General features: G+C 55.6%; 22 protein-coding genes. 13 read left to right on the top strand and 9 right to left on the bottom strand.

The features are described 5' to 3' along the window. Positions 1 to 41: 41 nt before the first annotated feature. The 7 genes from C8N36_RS10265 to C8N36_RS10235 form a co-directional block, all read right to left on the bottom strand. Entirely contained in the window at positions 42 to 866 is an 825-nt protein-coding gene (locus C8N36_RS10265) for an ABC transporter ATP-binding protein (protein WP_097803612.1), read from the bottom strand. A 75-nt stretch (positions 867 to 941) separates the two neighbouring features. Continuing rightward, a complete protein-coding gene (locus C8N36_RS10260; protein WP_097803816.1) occupies positions 942 to 2,234 on the bottom strand; it encodes an ABC transporter substrate-binding protein in 1,293 nt (430 codons plus the stop codon). Positions 2,235 to 2,307: 73 nt separating this feature from the next. After that, positions 2,308 to 3,384, bottom strand: coding sequence for a branched-chain amino acid ABC transporter permease (locus tag C8N36_RS10255; RefSeq protein WP_097803613.1), 1,077 nt, complete (start codon positions 3,382 to 3,384; stop codon positions 2,308 to 2,310). Beyond that, entirely contained in the window at positions 3,384 to 3,623 is a 240-nt protein-coding gene (locus C8N36_RS10250) for a hypothetical protein (protein WP_097803614.1), read from the bottom strand. The genes C8N36_RS10255 and C8N36_RS10250 overlap by 1 nt, the downstream gene beginning before the upstream one ends. 93 nt (positions 3,624 to 3,716) lie before the next feature. Beyond that, positions 3,717 to 4,670, bottom strand: a complete 954-nt coding sequence (locus C8N36_RS10245; RefSeq protein WP_097803615.1) for a branched-chain amino acid ABC transporter permease — start codon at positions 4,668 to 4,670, stop codon at positions 3,717 to 3,719. Positions 4,671 to 4,682: 12 nt separating this feature from the next. Continuing rightward, on the bottom strand, positions 4,683 to 5,495 hold the full coding sequence (locus C8N36_RS10240; protein WP_097803616.1) for an ABC transporter ATP-binding protein: 813 nt from the start codon (positions 5,493 to 5,495) through the stop codon (positions 4,683 to 4,685). A gap of 67 nt (positions 5,496 to 5,562) precedes the next feature. Beyond that, positions 5,563 to 7,524: an AMP-binding protein gene (locus C8N36_RS10235; protein ID WP_097803817.1), complete on the bottom strand. Its 1,962-nt coding sequence runs from the start codon at positions 7,522 to 7,524 to the stop codon at positions 5,563 to 5,565. Between the two features lie 337 nt (positions 7,525 to 7,861). On the opposite strand from C8N36_RS10235, the gene C8N36_RS10230 reads away from it, so the two are divergent. Together C8N36_RS10230 and C8N36_RS10225 are read left to right on the top strand one after the other, a co-directional pair. Next, a complete protein-coding gene (locus C8N36_RS10230; RefSeq protein WP_097803617.1) occupies positions 7,862 to 9,748 on the top strand; it encodes a hybrid sensor histidine kinase/response regulator in 1,887 nt (628 codons plus the stop codon). Next, positions 9,745 to 10,443 (top strand): response regulator transcription factor, encoded by a 699-nt coding sequence (locus tag C8N36_RS10225; protein ID WP_097803618.1) that lies wholly within the window; start codon positions 9,745 to 9,747, stop codon positions 10,441 to 10,443. Before C8N36_RS10230 ends, C8N36_RS10225 begins: the two co-directional genes overlap by 4 nt. Before the next feature lie 3 nt (positions 10,444 to 10,446). Here the strand turns inward: C8N36_RS10225 and C8N36_RS10220 are convergent, their stop codons facing one another. Both C8N36_RS10220 and fdhF read right to left on the bottom strand, forming a co-directional pair. Then, positions 10,447 to 10,635, bottom strand: a complete 189-nt coding sequence (locus C8N36_RS10220; protein ID WP_097803619.1) for a hypothetical protein — start codon at positions 10,633 to 10,635, stop codon at positions 10,447 to 10,449. Between the two features lie 120 nt (positions 10,636 to 10,755). Then, positions 10,756 to 13,530 (bottom strand): formate dehydrogenase subunit alpha, encoded by a 2,775-nt coding sequence (gene fdhF, locus C8N36_RS10215; protein WP_097803620.1) that lies wholly within the window; start codon positions 13,528 to 13,530, stop codon positions 10,756 to 10,758. 209 nt (positions 13,531 to 13,739) lie between these two features. On the opposite strand from fdhF, the gene C8N36_RS10210 reads away from it, so the two are divergent. The 11 genes from C8N36_RS10210 to C8N36_RS10160 all read left to right on the top strand — a co-directional run bounded on the left by C8N36_RS10210 (position 13,740) and on the right by C8N36_RS10160 (position 22,904). Continuing rightward, entirely contained in the window at positions 13,740 to 14,603 is an 864-nt protein-coding gene (locus tag C8N36_RS10210; RefSeq protein ID WP_097803621.1) for a branched-chain amino acid aminotransferase, read from the top strand. A gap of 78 nt (positions 14,604 to 14,681) precedes the next feature. Then, entirely contained in the window at positions 14,682 to 15,137 is a 456-nt protein-coding gene (locus C8N36_RS10205; RefSeq protein ID WP_097803622.1) for a universal stress protein, read from the top strand. Positions 15,138 to 15,216: 79 nt separating this feature from the next. After that, entirely contained in the window at positions 15,217 to 15,735 is a 519-nt protein-coding gene (locus C8N36_RS10200) for a ClbS/DfsB family four-helix bundle protein (RefSeq protein ID WP_097803623.1), read from the top strand. 72 nt (positions 15,736 to 15,807) lie between these two features. Beyond that, positions 15,808 to 16,371: a NifU family protein gene (locus C8N36_RS10195; protein WP_097803624.1), complete on the top strand. Its 564-nt coding sequence runs from the start codon at positions 15,808 to 15,810 to the stop codon at positions 16,369 to 16,371. After that, entirely contained in the window at positions 16,361 to 16,816 is a 456-nt protein-coding gene (locus C8N36_RS10190) for a GFA family protein (protein ID WP_097803625.1), read from the top strand. The genes C8N36_RS10195 and C8N36_RS10190 overlap by 11 nt, the downstream gene beginning before the upstream one ends. A gap of 5 nt (positions 16,817 to 16,821) precedes the next feature. Beyond that, complete coding sequence (gene tsaB / locus C8N36_RS10185; protein ID WP_097803626.1) at positions 16,822 to 17,493, top strand: tRNA (adenosine(37)-N6)-threonylcarbamoyltransferase complex dimerization subunit type 1 TsaB; 672 nt, start codon at positions 16,822 to 16,824, stop codon at positions 17,491 to 17,493. Further along, on the top strand, positions 17,490 to 17,900 hold the full coding sequence (locus C8N36_RS10180) for a GNAT family N-acetyltransferase (RefSeq protein ID WP_097803627.1): 411 nt from the start codon (positions 17,490 to 17,492) through the stop codon (positions 17,898 to 17,900). The genes tsaB and C8N36_RS10180 overlap by 4 nt, the downstream gene beginning before the upstream one ends. 125 nt (positions 17,901 to 18,025) lie before the next feature. Next, positions 18,026 to 19,033 carry a BMP family lipoprotein gene (locus C8N36_RS10175; protein WP_097803628.1) on the top strand — a complete coding sequence of 336 codons (1,008 nt, stop codon included), beginning with the start codon at positions 18,026 to 18,028 and terminating at the stop codon, positions 19,031 to 19,033. A gap of 259 nt (positions 19,034 to 19,292) precedes the next feature. Then, entirely contained in the window at positions 19,293 to 20,852 is a 1,560-nt protein-coding gene (locus tag C8N36_RS10170) for an ABC transporter ATP-binding protein (RefSeq protein WP_097803629.1), read from the top strand. After that, a complete protein-coding gene (locus C8N36_RS10165; protein ID WP_097803630.1) occupies positions 20,845 to 21,939 on the top strand; it encodes an ABC transporter permease in 1,095 nt (364 codons plus the stop codon). The genes C8N36_RS10170 and C8N36_RS10165 overlap by 8 nt, the downstream gene beginning before the upstream one ends. Then, the gene (locus C8N36_RS10160; RefSeq protein WP_097803818.1) at positions 21,939 to 22,904 is read left to right on the top strand and encodes an ABC transporter permease; all 966 of its coding nucleotides are present in this window, start codon (positions 21,939 to 21,941) and stop codon (positions 22,902 to 22,904) included. Before C8N36_RS10165 ends, C8N36_RS10160 begins: the two co-directional genes overlap by 1 nt. Positions 22,905 to 23,005: the final 101 nt, after the last annotated feature.

The raw sequence follows: 23,005 nt of genomic DNA, 5'->3' as shown, positions 1-23,005 counted from the left end.
GCAATGGCATCAAGTTTAGAATTGGTTTGGATTGCGAAAGGTTACGCCAGCCACCGCTTGCGGCGGCGATAACTACGCACATCGCGAAAGCTTTTGCGCCCCTCATCGGACACACCCAGATAGAATTCCTTTACATCCGGGTTTTCGCGCAATTCGGAGGCAGGACCGTCCATAACAACGCGTCCGTTTTCCAAGATATAGCCAAAGTGGGCATATTTCAGGGCAACGTTGGTGTTCTGTTCGGCCAATAAAAAGGACACGCCTTCTTTCTCGTTTACCGATTTCACGATTTCAAAAATCTGTTCCACCAGTTGAGGAGCCAAACCCATAGAAGGTTCATCCAGCAAGACCGTATCAGGTCGGGACATCAAGGCACGGCCAATCGCAACCATCTGCTGTTCACCGCCAGAGGTATAGCCAGCCTGCGATTTGCGTCGTTCTTTGAGGCGTGGGAAATAGTCATAGACCATTTGCAAATCCGCATCGATTTCACCCTTGCTGGCCTTGCGGGTATAAGCACCGGTCAGCAGGTTTTCTTCGACGGTGAGGTGCTCAAAGCAATGGCGACCTTCCATGACCTGAATGACACCCCTTTTCACCAAAGTGGCGGGATCCAGATCCTGAACGCGTTCGCCCTTGTAGATGATCGATCCTTTGGTGACTTCGCCCCGTTCGGAATGAAGCAGGTTCGAAATCGCCTTCAGCGTCGTGGTTTTGCCAGCGCCATTGCCGCCCAGCAAGGCGGTGATGCCGCCCTTTTTCACATTCAGGCTTACGCCCTTCAGGACGAGGATCACATGGTTGTAGATCACCTCGATATTATTGACCTCAAGCAGGGTCTCGTCGGTCTTTGCGGCGTCTAGCATAGCGGTTTCTTCTCTTGCAAAAATCGCGGGTTCCAGCGGCGACGGGAAACGCCGCCGCTGGGGTGAAACGGCTGGTTAGCCGCCACACTCTTCGTTTACAGGCCATGGAGCGTTTGCTGTGGCGTAGTCAGCAGCGCTTTTCATCGCGATGTCGGAATAGCTGGCAGTGTTCGGTGTCAGGTGATCAGACACTTTGACGAACTTTGCGCCGTCCCATTCCAGCATCCAGCCACCGGAGTGACCTGTGTGGTTTGCACATGATGTGGCGAAAGGAGGAACCATACCCGACATGCCCAGCTCGGCCAGACGCTCTTCGGTGACGTTCAGGTTTTCCAAACCCCAGCGCAGCTGCTCTGCGTTGATGTTGGCTTCGCCAAAGTGGTCCTGAGCAACTTTGATGCCTTCGGCCAGGATCATCGACATAACAACACCGCGACCATAGAAGACGCCCGACATTTCAGTCTCGTTTGACTCGGTCATACCGGCGTCAACAACGTGCTTCTTGATGTCTGCCATAACGCCTGCATCCACATCAGGGAACGACCAGCTGATCGACTTGTAGCCCTTGCCTTTGTCACCAACGATTGCCAGATCGGCATCGTGGCCGGACCACCAGATACCCAGCATCTTGGACATGTCAAACTTGGTCTTGACCGCTTCGGTGATGGCACCGGCGTTCATCGCGCCCCAGCCCCACATGACGACATAGTCAGGACGCTCGCGGCGGATCTGCAACCACTGTGCGGATTGGTTCTGCATTTCTTTCAGACCAACAGGGATCGGCAGCAATTCAAAGCCTTTTTCAGCAGCGGCCGCTTCCAGAACGGGCAGAGGTTCTTTGCCGAAGGGGTGGTCAAGGTGCAAGAATGCAACTTTTTTACCTTCAAGCGACCCTTCGCTTTCGATGAACTGAACGATCATGTCCGCGCCATCCCAGTAACCGGATGGTGCGTTAAACGCCCACTGAAAGGTTTTACCGTCCATCATCGGCGAGAAACCATAGCCGGGGGCCAGAATTGGGATCATGTCGATATTGGTTTTGGGCAGAACCTGAAGAGTGATGCCTGTCGACCAAGGCTGGGTCACAATCGCTTTGCCTTTGGTTTTCTCGTAGCACTCAACGCCTTTTTCAGTTGAATAGCCGGTTTCGCATTCTTCGAAGGCGATTTCTACGCCGCCAACGCCGCCATCACGGGCATTCAGCATGGACATATAGTCTTTTTGGCCATTCATCAGCGGGATACCTGTCGCGGCAAATGGGCCAGTCCGGTAGCTGAGGTTCGGTGTATAGAGGCTCTCGGCCATGGCCGCCCCTGCTACAACGGACGCCACGACGGCGGCTGCTGCCAGTTTTGCAAAATTCTTCATCTTGTCTCCTCCCATGGATATTGATGTCGATTATTGAAATTAAACAGATCGTTAGGTAGTGGGCCAGCCCCGCTTAGTGCGGGAAGGGCCAGATAATGAGTTTTTCGCGGATCAGTTTCCACAGCTGAGCCAAACCATGTGGTTCGACGATCAAGAAGAAGATGATCAAGCTGCCGATACACATGATATTAAGGTGCTCAACCGTGGCCGAGCTGATCGGAATACCCAAGGCGGCGGGCAGTAGATTGAGAACAACCGGTAGGCCAACAATCAAGATCGCGCCGAGGAAATTGCCCATGACCGAGCCAAGCCCACCGATGATCGCGATGAACAACACCCGAAAGCTAAGCGGAATGTCGAACAGGTTCGGCTCCGCCGCACCGCGCCACATAAAGACGAACAATGCACCGGCCACACCCACAATATACGAAGACACAGCAAAGGCCGTCAGCTTCGATTTCATCAAGTTGATGCCGATCAGTTCCGCAGCGATGTCCATATCGCGTGTTGCTTTCCAAGTCCGGCCCAGATTGCCACGGGTCAGGTTGATGCACACCATTGTCAGCAAGCTGACGATAAATAGCACCACGAAGTATTGCACAACAGAACTGGCCTGCGGACCGGCGATATACACACCGAACATTTTCAGGTTCGGAACCTGAATCGCGCCAGACGCGTTGTAGTTATACAGCCAAGCCCATTTTTCGAATAACCAGACCAAAAAGAACTGCGCGGCCAGCGTTGCAATCGCAAGGTAAAAGCCTTTGATCCGCAGACTGGGAATGCCAAAGGCAACCCCGACACCCGCACTGAATACACCCGAGAACAAGATCGCGACGATCGGGTTCATCCATGGCATCAGCGTGACCATCTTATAGCAAGCGTAGGCACCCACCCCCATAAACGCAGCGGTCCCAAGGCTCAGCTGTCCGGCAAAACCGGTCAGAATGTTCAAACCCAGAGCAGCCAGAGAATAGATCATGATAGGGATCAAGATCGTCTGGAACGTGAATTCACTCGCGGTTAGCGGAAAAATCACCAAGGCGAACAGTAGGATAACGCCCAGCAAAAACGCGTCTTGTTTGATCGGGAACAGGGCCTGATCAGAATTGTAGCTGGTCTTGAACTGGCCAGCGGTACGGTAAAGCATCAGACCATCTCCTCATCGGTCTTAACAACGCGGTTGGCGGGTTTGACATATCCGATCTTCTCGGAATGCCGTGCCAGCCAAAGCCAGGCCCAAAGTCCAATCGCGGCCCCCCCTGCTGCAAGCAGCATCGCTATGGTTGACTGGTTCGGATCTTCGGTGCCCGCAGTCAATGCGAGGTAACCAAAAGACCAAAAGCCAGACCATGCCACGACGTTCAGGATTGCGATCAGTTTAGCCATGTCTTCCACGTCCTAATCTTGTGTATCGGGTTGGGTGTGGCGCTCCCTCGCCCCACCCATTGTTTGGTGTTGTGCAGCGCGCCCCGCGCTGCGCTAGACCCGTTCGATTATCTTTTCACCAAACAGACCTTGCGGACGGAACAGCAGAACAAAGAGCGCGAGGACAAAGGCAAACCATGTCTCTGTATTCCCGCCCAGCAAGGGCTGGCCCCAATAGATCTCGAACAGTTTTTCAAGAATACCAATCAGCAGACCACCGATAATGGCCCCTGTGATCGATTCCAAACCGCCCAGCATCAGAACCGGCAAGGCTTTGTACGCGATCACTTCCAGAGCGAAACTGACCCCGGCCCGTGCGCCCCAGGCAATGCCTGTCACCAGCGCGATAATGCCCGCAATGAACCACACCAAAACCCAAACAGTCTGCAGCGAAATACCAACTGACAAAGCCGCCTGATGATCGTCGCCCAAAGCCCGGATCGCCCGGCCCATCTGCGTGTAGTTGAGGAAGGCCAGCAAGGCCGCAACCAGTGCCGATGCAACCAAAACAACGGTGATATCAAGGTGCTGCAAGATCAGCAGACCGCCCCAAGGCTCCAACACAGTGTCGCCGGTTGGAATGCCCAGCTCTTCTGTGATCATGACCTTGTTTTCACCGCCAAAGATGATTTCTCCGCCGCCGATCAGGAACAGCGTGATACCGATTGATGCCATGAACAAGATGATGTCGGGCTGACCGACCAACGGGCGCAATACGATACGCTCAATACTGACGGCTAATATGAACATCACACCCAAGGTCAGTGCGACACTGATCCAGGCCGGTATGCCCATAGCGTGCAAGCCAACCAAGGTCAGAGCGGCAAAGACCACCATGATACCCTGGGCAAAGTTGAAGATCCGGCTTGAACGGAAGATCAAGACAAAGCCGAGCGCGATCAGCGCGTAGAGAATGCCGGATACCAGGCCTTCCCATAGCACTTGAAGCAGGAAATCCGGTGCCGCAATCATGTCGGCAAACGGCGCGATAAAGATGTCGTTTAACATGTTTGCCCCCTGTTAACTTGGAACGCCGAGATAGGCGTCGATTACATCTTGGTTGTTGCGCACCTCGTCGGGTGGGCCGTCACCGATCTTTTTGCCGTAGTCCATAACAACAACGCGGTCCGACAAATCCATAACCACGCCCATATCGTGTTCGATCAGGCAAATCGTGGTGCCGAACTCATCATTCACGTCCAGAATAAAGCGGCTCATGTCCTCTTTTTCCTCAACGTTCATACCGGCCATAGGCTCATCAAGCAGCAAAATGCTGGGTTCAGCCGCCAAGGCCCGCGCCAGCTCCACGCGTTTTTTCAACCCGTACGGCAATCGGCCAACCGGCGTCTTGCGGATGCTTTGAATTTCGAGGAAATCGATGACTTTCTCGACGATTTCACGGTTCGCAATTTCTTCGGCGCGGGCCTTGCCATACCACAGCGCCTGCGCAGCAACGCCTGCGTGCATATGGGTTAACCGGCCGGTCATGACATTGTCCAAAACGGTCATGCCTTCGAACAAAGCAATGTTCTGAAACGTGCGGGCGACGCCCATTCGAGCGATTTCATAGGGCCGCATCTGAGGGCGTTTTTCGCCTTTGTACCAAAGCTCACCAATTGTTGGCGTGTAAAACCCCGAGATGATGTTGAGCATTGACGATTTACCGGCCCCGTTCGGACCAATAATCGCGCGAATTTCACCCTCGTGGATGTCAAATGAGATGTCACTGATCGCTGTCACCCCGCCGAATTTCAGCGTGATGTTGTTCAGTTCCATCAGCACGCCGCCAATCTGACGACCGTCGGCTGTGACGTATCCTTCAGTATCTTTCATGCTTGGGTCTCTTTTCTAGTTTCACGGGATGGTGGGCGGGGCGATGTGCGCAGCACGAGCGGCCCCATCATTCCGCAGCCAGTTTCGCGGCAACCGGTTGCACCTTGGTGTCCCGAATTTTCAACGTCGCGGTGATCTTACCTTTGCGACCGTCTTCATAGGTGACTTCCGTTTCGGTATAAATTTCGTCGGACCCGTCATAGAGAGCCGTAACCAAATCATCGAACTTCTCACCAACAATCTTACGTCGCACTTTGCGTGTCCGGGTCATTTCCCCATCATCCGCATCTAGTTCCTTGTGAAGGATCAAGAAGCGGTGAATCTGGCAGCCCGCCAGCATCTCATCTTGCGCGATCGAAATGTTGGTCTCTTCGATATGGCTTTGAATTGTATCCAAAACCTCGGGATGACCTGCCAACTCCTGATAAGAGGCATAGGCGATGTTGTTGCGCTCTGCCCAGTTGCCGACCGCCGTCAGATCGATATTCACGAAGGCTGTGCACCGATCACGACCAGCGCCAAACACGACAACTTCCAGAATATTGGGATAGAACTTTAGCTTGTTCTCAACATACTTAGGCGCAAACATCCCGCCATCGGACATCTTTCCCACGTCCTTAATGCGGTCGATGATCCGCAGGTGACCACTTTCTTTCTCAAAGAAGCCAGCATCTCCGGTCGCAACCCAACCTTCAGCGTCTTTGGTATCTGCTGTCGATTCAGGGTTGTTGTAATATTCAACAAACGTGCCCGCAGAGCGGTAAAAAACTTCTCCGGTATCTGCAATTTTGATTTCGACTCCGGGGCTTGGAACGCCAACTGTATCGGATCGAACTTCGCCGTCTGGTTGCTGAGTGATGAAAACAGTGGCTTCGGTCTGGCCATACAGCTGCTTAAGGTTGATCCCTAGCGAACGGTAGAAATCAAACAGCTCCGGCCCGATCGCTTCACCAGCGGTATAGCCGATGCGGACATTCGAAAACCCAAGCGCGTTTTTCAGCGGCCCATAGGTGGTGAACTCACCCAATGCGTATTTCACCCGGTCAAACAGACTAACCGGTTCGCCTTCCAACAACCGCGGGCCAACCTTGCGGGCATGGGCCATAAAGTAATGGAACATCTTGCGCTTGAATGCGCCAGCATCTTCCATGCGGATCATGATTTGCGTCAACTGGCCTTCAAACACCGCAGGCGGCGCGAAATAATAGGACGGTGCGATTTCGCGCAAATCCGTCTTCATCGTTTCTGCGCTCTCCGGGCAGTTCACGCAAAACCCGGTCCAATATGCTTGGCCCAGCGAAAAGATGAAATCCCCGACCCATGCCATCGGCAGGTAAGCCAGAATTTCTTCCCCCTCAGTCAGGCTATCGAATTGAGAACTCGCTTTGGCAGTCTCAACGATATTACGGTTCGACAAAACCACACCCTTGGGTTTGCCCGTGGTGCCGGATGTATACAGCATCACGCAGGTATCATCGTATGTCAGTGAATTGCGGCGCGCATTCAGATCTTCGATAAACTCATCATAGGCGGCACGGCCCTGATTTTGCACATGGCTAAACTCATGCAACGTGCGGTGGTCGTATTTCCGCATGCCGCGTGGATCAAGGTACAGCATGTGCTCGAACTGATGCAGATGCTCTTGAATATCGATGACTTTGTCGACCTGCTCTTGGTCCGCCGCAATGACAAACCGTGCGCCACAATGTGACAACACGTATTCCATCTCTTCGGCAACAGCATCGGCATAGAGAGGCACAGGAACGGCCCCGACCATCTGCGCGGCCACCATGGACCAGTACAAATAGGGACGATTGCGACCGATGATGGCAACATGATCTCCCTTGTTCACACCAAGGTTCAGCAATCCCAAGGCCAGCGCTTCGATTTCGTCTGACGTTTCTTTCCAGGTCCAGCTCTGCCAGATCCCGTATTCCTTCTCGCGATAAGCGGGACGGTCGCCGAATTTCTCGGCGTTGCGTTGCAATAATGCAGGTACCGAGCACAGACCATCTGCGCTCTCAGCCAACTTAGCCACGTTTTGTCCTCCCTAAATGCCAGCTCCTCAACTGACACCCACCAGCGGCCCCCGGTAATGGGGCCAGATCGCTTATGCGATTCTGCCGCCTATTTGGTCAGGCTCTAATCTGTCGGTCAACTTTTTCCTGAACATTTCCTGAATCTTACGAATTGTAACAAGGCGGTTTTTACCCTTGGCCCCCGCCTTAGCTGCACGCTACGCTGGGCAAGCAACACAGATGACAATGCTCTGTTTGCCGCTCTTCAGTGATTGCGCAAAAAATTCGCGACGCGCTGCGGGATGGTGGGTGGGGCGACGTCCGCAGGACAAGCGACCCGACATCCCTATGATCAACCAAGCGCTCACCCAAGCCGGCCTCAACCTGATCCAGCAGGCCCTGTCGATCTATGACAGCGACCTACGGCTCGCGGTCTGCAACGCGCCCTTTGCGGAAATGTTCAACCTCCCCTCCCGGCTGACAACACCCGGTGCCAGTTTTGAAGAAACCATTCGCCATCTGGTCACACGCGGCGAATACGGCGAGGTCGATGACCCTGAAACCTTTATCCGTGACCGCGTTGACACCGCGCGGGCTTTTCAGTCGCACTATGTCGAACGCACCCGCGCCAATGGTCGCACCGTCTCCATCGAAGGCGGCCCTTTGCCCCAAGGTGGCTGGGTGACCGTCTATACAGACATCACCGAAACACGCGCTCAGGAACAACTGCTGCGTACACATTCCGAACAACTCTCCGAAGAAGTCCTTAAACGGTCAGAGGAACTCTCGGCCACCAACCGCGCCCTTGCCGCCACCAACAAAGCCTTGATGGAAGCGCGCCGCGAATTGACGGAAATGGAAGCGCGCACACGCCTGACCACCGAAATGATGCCTGCGCATATTGCCCGTGTTGACGAAAACGGCCTCTACACATTTTCCAACAAACGTCTGCATTTGGTCATGCCAGGGCGTCCGACAAGCATCCTTGGCACCCATATTTCCGATGCGCTGGGGGCCCAAGCCTTCGCCAAGGTTCAGCCCTATTTCGAGGCCGCACAAGACGGGCAACAAAGCACATTTGAATTCACCCACGAGGCATCGTCCCGGCGCATTCGCGTCGTCTTCACCCCGGATCCGCTGGAACCGGGGGTCTACATCTTGTCTCAGGACGTGACCGAAGAAACCCAGACGCGAACGGCCTTGCAGCAAACGCGGCGCCGTGAAATGGCCGCTCAGTTGACCAGCGGTCTGGCACATGATTTTTCCAATCTGCTCACGATCATTCTTGGCATGCAGTCCAAGCTCGACCGGATGGCACTTGGAACCCATGCGGAACCTCTGATCCACGCAACCTTGCAAGCCGCGCGCCGCGGAGGCACCCTTTTGAACCGGATCGCGGACATAACTGCCCATCGCGCATGGCAAGCCGCGCCCCTGTCACTTGGGCCCTTCTTGAAAGACTTGCAAACCCTTGCCACGCCATCTTTGCCGGACGGTATCAGCCTGCAGGTTTGTGACGAAACCCAGCACCAGCTGCTCATCGACGAAGGCATGTTGCAAGATGCGCTGCTGAATCTGATCCTCAATGCCCGCGACGCTTGCGGCAAAACCGGGTCAATCCGGATCGTCGCCCAAGAACACCAAAAAACATGGCTGCAAATTTCCGTTTCCGATACCGGATCGGGATTTTCCGAGCAGGCCCTGGATCACGCACTCGATCCCTTCTTCACCACCAAAGGCGGCGAAGGGTCCGGCCTCGGGCTTGCTATGGTCTACGACATGACCAAACTGGCGGGCGGCGATCTGCGCCTGTCCAATACTACAACCGGCGCTGACATCCGGTTGCGCTTGCCTTTAAGGCGCGCAGATGCCGTGCCAGAGGCCAGCCTGATCCTTTTGGTCGAAGACAGTCCGGACATTCGGGCGTCGGTGCGTGAAATGCTGACTGACATGAAATTTACCGTGGTCGAAGCCGCGTCGGTTTACGAGGCCTGCGCGCTCGCCGAAGGGCTTCCCGATATCGCCCTGATACTCTCGGACATTTCACTTGAAGGGCATGAAACAGGCGTAGATCTTGTTCAGAAACTGCCCGATTTGCCATTGCGTCTGATGACCTCATTGCCGATAGATCACCCCTTGCATGAAAAAGCCCGCGCACTGGTGCCGGTTTTGGCAAAACCCTTTGATGCGGACGATCTGGCCCGCTTCCTTGGCCATGGAAAGGAGCAAAAATGAGCGCTCTCGTCACCATTCTAGATGATGAACCCGCCATCCGCGATATGCTGTCAGAAGCCTTGACCGAAGCCGGATTTCGCACGCTGACTTTTGCCCGCGCCACTGAATTTGAGGCCGCACTGCGCCGCACGACGCCGGACGTCTGCCTAGTCGATCTTGGCCTACCCGACCGTGATGGCCTGACAGTTGTTCACCGGCTGGCCCTTGAACAAGGCGCAACCATCATCATCATTTCCGGACGCGCGCAGGTCCAGGACAAAATCACCGGTCTGGAACTGGGGGCCGATGATTATATCATCAAACCCTTTGACCCCGCCGAAGTCGTTGCCCGCGTTCGCGCACGCTTGCGCGGCCCCAAGGCCGCGGCCGCCCAAGGCGATACAGCCCGTTTCAACGGTTGGACCGCACATTTTGACCGCTATACGCTGGTCGATTCAGCCGGCGAAGAAACCCCCTTCAGCCACGCCGAAGGTGAAGTGCTACGCCTGTTCCTCGAAAGCCCGAAACGCCTGATTTCCCGTGCCCATATGCAAGAAACCCTTGGCGGAGCCGCAGGCGAAAGCTTTGATCGGGCGATGGATGTGCGTATCTCGCGGCTGCGCACCAAATTGCGCGAAGACCCGAAAAACCCGCGCCTGATCAAAACGATCTACGGTGCGGGCTACATTTTTCTGGGTGATGTCGACTGGGGCTGACCCCTAAGGCGACACAGCGCTGTAACTTTCCGCGACGCCCAGCATCACTTTTAAATGCGGAAGCAATGCCACAGCTAGGACCCCAACTCCGGCCCCAATTCCGAGCCGGATGGGGGCTGTGCCAAGCTTGGGCCCTACAAGGCCAAGCAAACCGCAAACACTTGCATAAAAACCGATCGATACCGGGTCCATAATAACCTCCTGAGCTATACCGCATCATTGAAATGACACCAGTATAGCCCAAAAATCCGAATATCTAAATCGCTGCGGGATGGCGGGTGGGGCGATGTGCCAAAGGCACGAGCGTCCCCGTTATTGCGCAGCCATCTCTTCTACCGCTTCAACCCGCACCGCTGAAAACTTGAACTCCGGAATCTTGCCGTAGGGGTCGATCGCAGGATTGGTCAACACATTGGCAGCCGCTTCGACATAGGCAAAGGGCACAAACACCATGTCTTCAGCAATCGCCCGATCCGCCCGCGCCATAATCTCAATCGATCCGCGCCGCGTTGTCAGGCGGATCATCCCGCCGGGTTCAACGCCAAGTGCACGCAACGTCTTGGGGTGCAGCGAACAATTTGCCTCAGGCTCGACCGCATCCAGAACTTTTGATCGCCGTGTCATAGACCCGGTGTGCCAATGCTCCAACTGCCGGCCAGTGGTCATGATCATCGGATACTCTGTATCGGGGGCTTCGTCCGGTGCAATCACCGACGCAGGGGTAAACCGCGCGCGCCCGTCGGGCCTCGGGAAACCATCTCCAAACACAATCGCCTGACCGGGGTCTGTTTCATGCAACGACGGATAGGTGATCGTTTCGGTCTTCAACCGGTCCCACGTAATGTTGTTCAACGACTTCATGTTCAGCTTCATTTCCGCAAAAACTTCACTGACATCCGAATAGACCCACGGCAACCCGCAGCGCTGCGCCAGTTCGACCGTCACAGCCCAATCTTCGCGGGCCTCACCGGGGGGCGGCACCGCTGGACGAACCCGCTGCACCTGCCGGTTGGTGTTCGAAACCGTCCCGTTTTTCTCATACAGGGCAGAAGCAGGCAAAATTACATCCGCATAATTCGCCGTTTCCGTCAGGAAAATGTCCTGCACGACCATCATTTCAAGTTTGGCAAAGGCATCACGGGCATGTTCAACATCCGGGTCAGACATAGCCGGATTTTCACCCTGAATATACATCCCCTTGATATTGCCCGCATACACTTCGTCCACGATCTCGGTGACTGTCAGACCTTTTTCATTGCTGAAATCATCGCTGTCCCAAACATCGGTAAAGGCCTTGCGGATACCGTCATCCATAACCGATTGATAGTCGGGCAAGAACATCGGAATCAAACCAGCGTCTGATGCCCCTTGTACATTGTTTTGTCCGCGCAGAGGATGCAGCCCAGCACCGGGTTTGCCCACATTCCCAGTCATCAAAGCAAGCGAGATCAGGCAACGCGAATTGTCTGTTCCATGGATGTGTTGCGACACCCCCATCCCCCAGAAAATCAAACCGGCTTCGGCCCCGGCATAGATCCGCGCCACACGGCGGATTTGTTCGGGATCAATGCCGCAAATGCCGGACATCGCTTCGGGGCTGAAATCCGCCAGATGGGCCTTTTCCGCCTCCCAGTTCTCGGTGAACTTTTCGATATAAGCGCTGTCGTATAATTCTTCTTCGACAATCACATGCATAATGGCGTTCAACATCGAAACATCTGCACCAGGGCGGAATTGCAGCATTTCATCTGCAAAGCGCCGCATTCCGACGCCGCGCGGATCCATGACGATCAGCTTGCCACCACGTTTGGTGAATTGTTTGAAATAGGTTGCCGCAACGGGGTGGTTCTCAATCGGGTTTGCCCCGATGATGATCGCCACATCGGCATTTTCAATCTCGTTGAAGGTGGCGGTGACCGCGCCGGAGCCGACGTTTTCAATCAGGGCCGATACCGACGACGCATGGCAAAGCCGTGTGCAGTGATCGACGTTGTTGTGCTTGAAGCCCTGCCGGATAAACTTTTGGAACAGATACGCCTCTTCATTGGTGCATTTCGCACTGCCAAAGCCTGCAACCGCACGGCCACCGTGGGCATCACGCAAACCGGTCAGACCGTTGGCCGCTACGTCCAGCGCTTCATCCCAAGTGGCTTCGCGAAAATGAGTCGAAAGGTTGCCGGGATCGACATTCAGCCCCTTGGCCGGCGCATCAGCGCGGCGGATCAACGGCTTCGTCAGCCGGTGCGGATGATGAATATAGTCAAAACCAAAGCGTCCTTTGACACAAAGCCGTCCTTCGTTCGCGGGGCCGTTGATACCTTCGACATATTTGACTTTGCCGTCTTTGACCTTGAGCGAAACTTTGCAGCCCACGCCGCAAAACGGGCAAACGCTTTCGGTTTCGGAATCGAAATCTTTGCTGTCGCCCACTTCAGCCGCATCAACCACCGTCGCAGGCATCAGCGCACCAGTTGGACAGGCTTGAACGCATTCGCCGCACGCAACGCAAGATGATGCGCCCATCGGGTCCGCCATATCAAATGTAGGATAGGCATCATGGCCGCGCCCGGCCATGCCGATCACATCATTGACCTGCACTTCGCGGCAGGCCCGCACACATAAACCGCATTGGATACAGGCGTCCAAGTTGACCCGCATCGCCACATGAGTGTCGTCCAACAGCGGAATCCGCTCCGGTTCGATGGTCGGGAAACGGCTATCGGACAGGCCGGTCGCCTCTGCCATATCCCAAAGATGGCTGGATTTATCATGGGCCACGTCGCGCTCGGGCTGGTCCGCCAACAACAGCTCAACGACCATTTTACGGGCATTGGTTGCGCGGGCGTTGTTGGTGGTCACCACCATGCCTTGGCGCGGTTCGCGAATACAAGATGCCGCCAAGGTGCGTTCGCCCTCGATCTCGACCATACAGGCGCGGCAATTGCCATCCGGGCGATACCCCGGTGCAGGTTTGTGGCACAGATGCGGGATTTTCAGGCCCCGGCCATTGGCCACTTCCCAAATGGTCATTCCCTGCTGCGCCTCAACTTCGGTGCCATCGAGGGTGAATTTAATCTTATCGGACATGCGCGTTTTCCTTTGGGCTTGGGCGCAGTCTAGACCATGACACCCCCCCTCTGCGTGAGCCAATCCCGACACCTTCACAGCGATTTGCGCCGAAACGGTTTCCGATCGGCACCGGGCGCCACCCAAAGCCTCCGCGGCGTTCGTGTTCCGAGACCTCTGGACCTTCGCGCATGCCGCGCCTAGCTTGCCCTCAAACAAGAGGACCCCAAATGGCAATCGGCAAACATATCCGCACTTACTTTAACGGCGCATGGCAGGATGGCGATGCCATGATTATGCGCGCCGCAGATCACGGTAGCTGGCTGGGCACGACCGTGTTTGACGGAGCACGCATGGTCAACGGGCTGACCCCGGACTTGGAACCGCATTGCGCGCGGGTCAACCGGTCAGCCGAAGCGCTCATGTTGAAACCCACAGTGGCGACGTCGGACATGGTGCAGATCGTTCGCGAAGGTTTAACCGCATTCGCGCCCGGCGCGGCAGTCTACATCCGGCCGATGTATTGGGGCATTCACGGTGACCCCACCGCAATTGTGCCATCCCCTGATGAAACCGGATTCGCCATCTGCCTTGAGGAAATCCCAATGGCCCCTGACACGGCCAGTATCACATTGGGCTACACCCGTTTTCGCCGCCCCGTGATGGAAAGCGCTGTGGTGAATGCCAAGGCAGGGTGCCTTTACCCCAATAATGCCCGCATGTTGGCCGAAGTCCGCGCCCGCGGATTCAACAATGCTTTGGCCGCCGACGCTATGGGCAATGTCGCCGAATCCGCGACGGCAAATGTCTTTATGGTCAAAGATGGCGAAGTCTTTACCCCCATCCCCAACGGGACCTTTTTGGCAGGCATTACTCGGGCCCGCCACATTGTGAACCTGCGGGCAGACGGCATCAAGGTGAACGAAACGGTCTTGTCCTTTGACGATTTCAAGGGCGCAGACGAGGTGTTTTTGTCTGGCAACATGAGCAAGGTCACCGCCGTAACCGGAATCGAAGACGACAATTATCAGGTCGGTCCGATCAGCCGCCGTGTACGGGAAATGTATTGGGACTGGGCTGCGTCAGAAAAATAGACCTGATAAGCAATCTAGCGGCGGGCGCTTGCCAGCTGCCCGCTGCACAGGCATGATCGCCGCGATAGGGAGTGTACAATGCGCAAGTTTCTTGTTGTCCTGGATGACAGCCGTGAATGCCTGAACGCCATGCGTTTTGCGGCGATGCGGGCCTCAAAGTCCGGCGGCGGTGTGGCGATTTTGTCGGTGATTCCACCTGACGAATTCAACCACTGGATTGGCGTTGGCGCGGTTATGCGCGAAGAGGCCCGTGAACGCATCCACGCCCATTTTGAAGTATTTGCCAAATGGATGCGCGACAAACAAAACGTCGATCCAGAATTGGTCATTCGCGAAGGCGAAGCTGTCCCGGAAATCATTGCCCATGTCCAGTCCGACTCTGACGTCGGCCTTTTGGTTTTGGGGGCCGCTGATGACAAAAAGGGCCCCGGCCCTATTATCTCTCAGCTGATGCGCAACAGTGCGGGCCTGCCGATTCCCATCACGGTTGTTCCGGGGAATATGTCCAAAGAGCGGCTTGAAGCGGTCACCTAAACGCGTTTCACGGCCAACAGACACAGATCAAAGTCTTCCTTCCGCATCCTGATATGCTGGGCAAAAAGGAACACGTCTAATGCCTGCGGCCACATCTAAGACCGACTTGCACGCCATATGCGTGGCGGAATTTACCAAGCTCGAAACCGTGCTCGACAAGGTGCCCCCGTCCGCCCGGCTCGTTCCAGATTCGGATTCTGGCGGGGCAAGCATCAAGGACATTGTCGGCCACCGTGCGTATTGGATTTCGCTATTTCTAGGCTGGTATCGTGATGGACAACTGGGCAAAGACGTCGCGCTGCCGGCTCGGGGATACAAGTGGAACGAATTGAAACGCTTTAACGCCGACCTTCGAGCAGCCCAAGTAGATTTGGACTGGGAGCCGGCGCGCGCCATGCTGCGCAGCAACCATGCGCTTTTGCTGGATTTTGTCGACGGCGGCAGTGAAGCCGACCTTTACGGTGCGCCCATGCAAGGCGGTAACAATCACTGGACGCCCGGACGCTGGGCCGAAGCTGCTGGCCCATCCCATTACAGATCCGCAGCAAAATACATCAGGGCTCGGTTAAAGAGCCTTTCTGCCAGCCATCCGGTTTAGAACCACTCTAAACCTTGACCTTCGGGCTGGCTGCGCCCATATTTCGCAAAGACCAGAAAAGGCGCATCTGCGATGTTCATTCAGACCGAATCCACTCCGAACCCTGCCACGTTGAAGTTTCTTCCGGGCCTGACTGTGCTTGAAATGGGCACGGCGGATTTCCCAAGTTCTGACGCTGCGGGATCATCCCCATTGGCCCAGCGCCTGTTTTCGGTTTCCGGCGTGACTGGCGTTTTCTTCGGCAATGACTTTGTAACAGTCACCAAAGAAGAAGCCGTCGATTGGGACCACCTAAAACCCGCGATCCTTGGCGCAATCATGGAACACTTCCAAAGCGGTCAACCTGTCATCTCCGACGGCGCGGTGCAGGCTGGTGGCCATGCGGACCACGATGGCGAAGACGGTGAAATAGTCATTCAAATCAAAGAGCTACTGGACAGTCGCGTACGTCCGGCCGTGGCCCAAGATGGTGGCGACATCACGTTCCACGGCTTTGACCGCGGGGTTGTTTACCTGCACATGCAAGGGGCCTGCGCAGGCTGCCCCTCCTCGACTTTGACGCTGAAAATGGGCATTGAAAATCTGCTGCGTCACTACATTCCCGAAGTGACAGAAGTGCGCCCTGTTGCCGTCTGACCTCAAAGGTCAATCAGCACGGCTCAGTGGCCGCTGCTACTGCGGGCAAACCAGTTTTACTGCCGATGGGCCACCTTTGACGGTGGCCTATTGTCATTGTATCGATTGTCGCCGTTGGACAGGGGCCCCGCTACCAGCGTTTGCAGCTATCCAGCATCAAAGCATCCAGTTTTCGCACACCGTCGAGTGGCGCAGTCATGTCAAAGGCGTTGAACGGGTCAATTGCCCCGACTGCGGATCGCCAATGGCGGCACGTTTTGATTATCTACCTGACCAAATCTATCTGCCCGTCGGCGTACTGGATCAGGCAGCGCTGTATCCATCGCAATCGCATTGCCACACCGATGCGCGCCTTTCGTGGCTGCATATTAACGATGAATTGCCGACATCAGCCGCATCAGGGCGTGCGCGGCTCTTGTCATCAGAGCCTGTCGACGGCACATAGAGGCCATGACAAAACTGCCTTTGACCCTTGGATTTGACACCTCCGGTGCCTATTGCGCCGCCGCATTGCTACGTGGAACCGAGGTTATCGCCTCTGCCAACGAAGACATGGCGCGCGGCCAAGCCGAACGCATCATGCCCCTTATCGAAGAAGTCCTGACCGCAGGCGGGGCAACATGGCAGGACCTGTCTGCAATCGGGGTTGGAATCGGCCCCGGCAATTTCACCGGCATTCGCATATCCGTCGCAGCTGCGCGCGGGCTGGGTCTTGCCCTGCGTATCCCTATTGTCGGCGTCTCTCATTTCGAAGCCTTGGCGCTGGGATATGACGCGCCAGTGGTGTGTACCGTCGCTGCGCCCCGCGCAAAACTCTATGCGCAAACCATGAATGACGGCACCGCAGCCAAAGCCGTTTTGTGCGATTTGGACAGTCTTTCGCTACCGGATCCGACGCTCAAGGCCGCCGGGCTTGGCAGCCATGCGGAACAGATCGCCGACCTTACAGGGGGGCCAGTTGTTGCCCCGCAATATTCTGTTGAAGAAGCAATCGCACGCCAAGCCATGCTGCGTATGCACGACATTGATTTGCAGCCCCCTGCACCCATGTATCTACGCCCTGCCGATGCCGCGCCATCGCGCCATGCCGCGCCGGTGATTTTGGCTGAAACGCAGCAATGACACCCGATGAAATGACGGCGATATATGCGCGCTGTTTTCCCGATCGACCATGGAGCTTGAAAGAAGTCACATCCCTGCTAAACAGACGCGATGTTTTGCCAATCTGTGCCCCTAACGGGTTTGTCATGGCCAGCTGCTTTTGCCCCGAAGCAGAGATTCTTACGATTGCTGTCGCGCCGGAACATCGGCGCAAACGTATTGGCGCGGATTTGCTCAAGGAGCTTTGCGTACAATTGCCAACCCGCGACATCGACACGGTTTTTCTTGAGGTTGCTGCCGGCAATCTAGCGGCCATCGGACTCTACAAAGGTTTTGACTTCCAAGAGGTTGGCCGCCGCAAGGCCTACTACAGCCGCAAGGACGCACCCGCCGAGGATGCATTGGTTATGCGACGGGCATTGACCTAGCGGAAATCGGGCTAAACCCCTTTGATACAAAGATTCTGGTTGACCCTTGCACGCGCCTTGCGTCTTTATTGCCTATCATAAACGAAACGGCGACTCTGTCCGTCGTTCACACCTGGGAGCAACACATGACTTTCATGAAGACAATTCTCGGCACAGCCGCTGCACTGGCGCTGTCCGCAGGCGCAGCTTTGGCTGATCCGGCTCTGATCTACGATCTTGGCGGCAAATTCGACAAATCCTTTAACGAAGCAGCCTTTGGTGGCGCCGAGCGTTGGGCACAGGAAACTGGCGGAACGTACAAAGACATCGAAATCCAGTCCGAAGCGCAGCGCGAGCAGGCCCTGCGCCGTTTCGCCGAAGCCGGTTTTAACCCAGTTGTAACCACTGGCTTTGCGATCGCTGGTTCCATCGACGCGGTTGCCGCAGACTACCCCGACACCAAGTTCGTGACCATCGACGGCTGGGTTGACCCTGACAAGCACAGCAACGTTGTGTCGATCCTGTTCTCCGAGCATGAAGGATCCTACCTTGTTGGCATGATGGCCGGCATGGCATCCGAATCGAACACCGTTGGATTTATCGGCGGCATGGACATCCCGCTGATCCGCAAATTCGCTTGCGGCTACGCACAGGGTGTTGTCGCAGCAAACCCCGACGCCAAGGTTGTATCCAACATGACCGGCACCACGCCAGCAGCTTGGAACGACCCTGTAAAAGGTTCTGAGCTGGCGCGCGCGCAAATCAGCCAGGGCGCGGACGTGATCTATGCAGCGGCAGGCGGCACCGGTATCGGTGTTTTGCAGACCGCAGCCAAAGAAAACATCTTGTCTATTGGCGTCGACAGCAACCAAAACCACATGCACCCCGGTCAGGTTTTGACATCGATGCTGAAGCGCGTTGATGTAGCCGTATTTGATTCGATGACAGCAGGCGCTGATCTTGAAACCGGCACAGTCAAAGTATTTGGCCTAGCCGAAGAAGGTGTTGGTTATGCTCTGGACGAAAACAACGCACCACTGGTGTCCGATGAGATGAAAGCAGCCGTTGACGCAGCGCGCGAACAGATCATCGCAGGCGATCTGAAAGTCCACGACTATTCGTCGGATGACAGCTGCCCTGTGTTGAAGTTCTAATCCAACTGGACTGAAGGCCCTCAAAGGCCGCGCCGGCTCTGGCGCGGCCTTTTTGTTTCCGAAAGGCGCATAGTGAAAGCGGCGCGATTGGCCACAGTGCCAATGATTAAGGATTCATTGCGAAATCCTGAAGTTTCCGTCGCACTTGGCCTTGACTCAGATGCCGCAAAGCAAAACAAATATGCTTTGAGCAAAAAATACGCTCCTGTGCCATTGGCCCCTGTAGGCGACAACAAAGACTTGCTCTCGTGGAGGACGGATGACCGAAACCGCAGCCATCGAACTTAAAGGTGTCTCCAAGGCCTTTGGCCCTGTGCAGGCCAACAAAGACATTTCGATACGGGTGATGCCCGGAACGATTCATGGGATTATCGGGGAAAACGGCGCGGGGAAATCGACACTGATGTCGATCCTCTACGGCTTTTATAAAGCAGACAGCGGCGAGATCCTGATCAACGGCAAGCCAACCGAAATTCCCGACAGTCAGGCCGCGATTGCCGCTGGGATCGGCATGGTCTTCCAGCACTTCAAGCTGGTGCAGAATTTTAGCGTGTTGGAAAATGTCATCCTTGGCGCAGAAGATGGCCCCATGTTACAGCCCAGCCTGCGAAAAGCCCGCGGTGTGCTAAAACATCTTGCCGAAGAATACGAACTGCAAGTTGATCCAGACGCGCTGATTGAAGATCTGTCTGTGGGCCACCAACAGCGGGTCGAAATTCTCAAAGCACTCTATCGCGAAGCCGACATCTTGATCTTGGACGAACCGACCGGTGTCTTGACCCCGGCCGAGGCGGACCACCTTTTCCGGATCCTCAAGGGGCTGCGCGAAGAGGGCAAAACGATCATCCTGATCACCCACAAACTGCGTGAGATCATGGAAATCACCGATACAGTTTCGGTCATGCGGCGCGGCGAAATGACGGCGACGGTCAAAACCTCCGAGACCAGCCCCGAAGAGCTTGCCGAACTGATGGTCGGCCGCAAGGTCTTGCTGCGCGTTGACAAAGCGCCTGCCAACCCCGGAAAACCGGTGCTTGAGGTCGAGAACCTGCACCACATAGACGAAGCCGGAGTCGAGCGGCTAAAAGGCATTTCCTTGAACGTGCGTGCCGGTGAAATCGTCGGCATTGCGGGTGTGTCCGGCAATGGGCAGTCAGAACTGATGCGCGTTTTGGGCGGCTATGGCCATGCCACCGGATCAATCCGGGTAAATGGCGAAGAGCTGGATCTGACTGGCAAGCATTCTGACGGCCAGTCGCGGCGCGCACGCGGCATCGGCCACGTGCCCGAGGACCGCCACCACGAAGGGCTGATTCTGGACTATTCCGCATGGGAAAACATGGTGTTCGGATATCATCGCGGCCCGGAAACCGGCAGCGGCGTTTTGATGGACAACAAAGCGATCAAAGCCGAAGCGCAGGCCAAAATGGACCGCTTTGACGTGCGGCCGCCCAATCCTTGGCTCTCTGCCAAAAACTTCTCTGGCGGCAACCAACAAAAAATCGTTCTGGCGCGTGAGATCGAGCGCAATCCCGATTTGCTGTTAATTGGTCAGCCAACGCGCGGCGTCGACATCGGGGCAATCGAATTTATCCACCAACAGATTGTGCAACTGCGTGACGCAGGCAAAGCGATCTTGCTGGTCTCGGTTGAACTGGACGAAATCATGTCACTGTCGGATCGCATTGCGGTGATGTTTGACGGCGAAATCATGGGCGAACGCCTGCCTGCCGAAACCAACCAGACAGAACTGGGCCTGTTGATGGCCGGTGTCACTGACACAAACGTCGCGCAAACGAAGGAGCAGACCAATGGATAAGATGCCCGCCTGGGCCGATGCGGTCCTTGTTCCCCTCATCTCGATCTTGCTGGCGGCTGGAATTTCAGCGTTGGTTATTCTGGCTATCGGCGAGAACCCGGTCGAAGCCTTCATGATCATGGTCAAAGAAGCGCTGAGCACATCGCGCGGCATTGGCTACACCCTGTATTATGCGACCAACTTTATCTTTACCGGCCTCGCGGTGTCCGTGGCCTTTCACGCCCGCATGTTCAACATCGGCGGCGAAGGTCAGGCAATGATGGGCGGTCTTGGTGTGGCGCTGGTTTGCTTATACGTGCCATGGCCACATTGGACGCTTGCCCTGTTTGGCGCTGCGGCTATTTCTGCACTGTTTGGGGCCGCTTGGGCCTATATCCCAGCATATTTGCAGGCTAAACGCGGCAGCCACATCGTTATTACTACGATTATGTTCAACTTTATCGCTTTTTCGGTGCTGAACTACATCTTGGTCAACGTTCTGCGCCCGCAAGGCTCAATGGATCCGGCCACGGCCAAGTTCCCCGAGGCGACGTTTCTGCCAACCTTCCAAAGCATGTTTTCGACCGCGGACAATGTGATGTTTCGTAACGCACCGGCAAATGTGACCTTCTTTGTGGCGCTTGCTGCCTGTGTTGCGGTGTATTTCCTGATATGGCGCACCCGGTTGGGCTATGAAATCCGCGCCTTTGGTCATTCGGAAACTGGCGCGCGTTATGCTGGTATCTCACCGGTTAAGATTACCATCGTATCAATGCTGATCTCTGGCGGTCTGGCGGGCATGATGGCCCTGAACACCACAATGGGTGAGGCCGAGCGTCTGGTTTTGAACGCAACCGAAGGGGCTGGTTTCATCGGCATTGCGGTTGCCTTGATGGGCCGCTCGCACCCCTTTGGTATTTTGCTGGCCGCGCTTTTGTTCGGTTTTATGTATCAAGGCGGCTCAGAATTGGCGTTTTGGACAAATATCCCCCAACAACTGATCATTGTGATTCAGGCACTGGTGATCCTCTTCACCGGCGCGCTCGACAATATGGTGCGGATGCCGCTTGAAAAACTGTTCTTGAGCATCCGTAAGGGAGACGCATGATGGATCTCAATACGATCATTCAGGTTCTGGACAGCTCTATCCGGCTTTCAACACCGTTGCTTTTGGCCTGCCTTGCCGGATTGTTCAGTGAACGCGCGGGCATTTTCGATATCGGGCTTGAGGGCAAGATGCTGATAGCCGCGTTCTTTTCGGCTGCCATTACCTTTACGTCGGGCAATGTCTGGCTCGGGCTTTTGGCGGGTATCGGGGCGTCCTTGGCGCTCTCGGCGATCCACGGCCTTGCTTCGATCACCTTTCGCGGCAATCAGTTGATCTCGGGTGTGGCTTTGAATTTTCTGGCCTCGGGCCTGACGGTTTTGATTGCTCAGAACTGGTTTAAACAAGGCGGGCGGACACCGACCATTCCAGAGGAACAAAGGTTTCAGGAAATCACCCTGCCCTTTGCGGATGCGCTACGTGATATTCCCCTACTGGGCCCGATCTATTCGGATCTACTATCGGGCCATTCGGCGCTGGCCTATATTGCTTTTGCGATGGTTCCCCTAACCTGGTGGGTGCTGTTTCGCACTCGGTTCGGCCTGCGCCTGCGGGCGGTGGGCGAAGCGCCTGATGCAGTTGACACGGCTGGTGTGTCGGTTGTCGGTCTACGCTTTGCCGCGGTCGCCATTTGCGGCGTATTGTGTGGGGTGGCAGGGGCCTATCTTGCAACGTCGCTCCAGGCGGGTTTTGTCAAAGAAATGACTGCGGGGCGCGGCTATATCGCTTTGGCGGCCCTGATTTTCGCAAAATGGCGGCCATGGTATGCCTTGATCGCGTGCCTGTTATTCGGCTTTCTGCAGGCTGTGGCATTGCGGTTTCAGAACATCGACCTTGGCGGTATCGTCATTCCCGTTCAAGCAATGGAAGCCCTGCCCTATATCTTGACGGTTGTCATTCTGGCGGGTTTTGTCGGCAAAGCCATCCCTCCACGGGCGGGCGGCGAGCCTTATGTCAAAGAGCGGTAGGACCCGCCCAAAAATAAGACCAGATTTGACTCTTCGATAACCCCAATCCGCTATCCCGGTCACAGTGCTTGAAAAAGCAACTGGGATAGCGCTAGGAATGT

Source organism: Pelagimonas varians (genome assembly GCF_003208435.1).
GTDB lineage: Bacteria > Pseudomonadota > Alphaproteobacteria > Rhodobacterales > Rhodobacteraceae > Pelagimonas > Pelagimonas varians.
This window is presented reverse-complemented; position numbering and strand designations above follow the sequence as displayed.